The 1,772-nt window shown below is 76.9% G+C and carries 2 pseudogenes; both read right to left on the reverse strand.

Features of this window, described 5'->3' with window-relative positions:
- Positions 1-670, reverse strand: a pseudogene (locus AE652_RS40800) (hypothetical protein); the annotation flags it as partial.
- 114 nt (positions 671-784) lie between these two features.
- A pseudogene (locus AE652_RS40805) lies at positions 785-1,772 on the reverse strand (hypothetical protein); the annotation flags it as partial.

Genomic DNA, 1,772 nt, shown 5'->3' on the forward strand with positions numbered 1-1,772 from the left:
CCTCGGCCCGGCGGGTGCGCCACTCGCGCAGGGCGCGCTGGTGGGTGAGCCGGGCCTGGGCCAGCTCGCGCTGGTAGCCGGAGTCGAGCAGCCGGCGGGACGGGCCGCCCTCCGGGTCGGCCACGGGCGGTTCGGCGGGCGCGAAGTCCTGCCAGCGGGGCTCGGACTCCTCCTCGGCGCCGCCGCCGGGGCCGTCGGCCGGGTAGGGGCGGGGCTGGTAGTGGCGCAGCTGGCTCTCGAAGTCCATGGCGGAGACGGGCAGCGCGGCGCGGCGCAGCAGGTCGGCCAGCCGGTCGTGCTCGGCCCGGACGGCGCGGGTGCGGTGGTGGGTCAGGGTCGCGGCCCGGGCGTGCGCCGCCACGGCCTCGTCCGGGTCGGCCTCGCCGGGGCCGGGCTCGGACGGTCCTTCACCGGACGGTCCGTTGCCAGTGGGGCCGTTGTCGGTGCGCCCGTTGCCAGTGGGTCCGCTGTCGGTCGGTCTGTCACCGGTCGGCCCGTCGCCGGACGGGCCGTCACCGGTCGCACCGCCACGGGGGCGGTCGGCGGCGGCGCCGTCCGGCTCCTGGCCGTTCTCGGCTCCGAGGTCGCGGAAGACCGAGGCGAGGAAGCCCGGCCGGGGGAACTGGACGGTGGCGGTTCCGTCGGACTGGCCGTCTGCTGAGTACTGCATCGGTCGTCGTTCCCCCATGCTCGTCCGGCGCCTGCCCGGGGCGATCGGCGAACCTGTGGGCCCGCCCCTGCCGGACATTGTCCCCCGAACGGGCGCGGCGGTCAGCCAAGCCGCTCAGTTGGTCCGGGTGTTGGTGAGGTGCAGGCCGATGTAGCCGACGTAGATCCGGCCGCTGCCGGAGCAGTCGTCCAGGTAGTGCAGCCGGGGCGCGGTGCGGCCGCCGCCGATCCGCAGGTGCGCGCCCATGAACGCGCGCCGGGAGGAGTCGACGCATTCCGGGACCGGCAGCATCCGCTCGCGCTTCCACTTGGTGTGGCTGAACACCGTCCGGGACTCCCCGCGGACCGCCTTGCGGGGCGGGAAGCGGTGACAGCCCTCGGGCGTGCGCTCGCACCACTGCTTGAAGTCCCCGCCGGCCGCACCGCGCACGGCCGCCTCGGCGTACTCCTGGAGTGCCGTCAGCCCGTCCCAGGCGAGCCGGGCCCAGCCGGCGCCGGCGCACTGCAGCTCGTCCAGGGCGAGCGCCACCTTCTGGTCACCGGTGAAGGTCACCAGCGGGAACTCGCCCAGTCTGGCCATGAGTTCGGTGAAGGTGTCGGGCGTGCCGCAGCCGTCGGGGGGCTGGACCACGGAGTGCGGCCCGCCGACCGGTCCACCGCCCGGTGCCACGCAGTGGCGCCCGGTCAGGGCGCGGGCTCCGGAGCGGAGACGACCCTCCCGGACGTCCCGGCCGTCGCGGCCCTCCCGGCCCTGGCCGCGTTCCCGGTGTTCGCGGCGCTCCACGCGCAGGGTGTGCCGGACCCGCTCCAGCTCGTCGGCCCTGGCCTGCTGCTCGGCGCGGTCCTGTTGCTCCTCCCGGGCGAGCGCGGCCAGTTCGACGCCCTGGTACGGGGCGGCCGGGCCGGAGGTCCGTTCGACGACCTGCTCGGCGGTGCCCGCGGGCGCCCGCTCGACGGTCTCCTCGGCCACCTGACCGACGGCCTGCTCCGCGGCGTGTGCCACGGCCTGCTCCCCGGTCTGCTCCGCGTCCCGGCGGAGCTGCGGCGGCGGGACGCGCAGCACCGGGACGGCCGCCAGCGGCGGTGGCAGCGGCTGCTCTGCG

This window comes from Kitasatospora sp. MY 5-36 (assembly GCF_001182915.1).
Lineage (GTDB): Bacteria > Actinomycetota > Actinomycetes > Streptomycetales > Streptomycetaceae > Kitasatospora.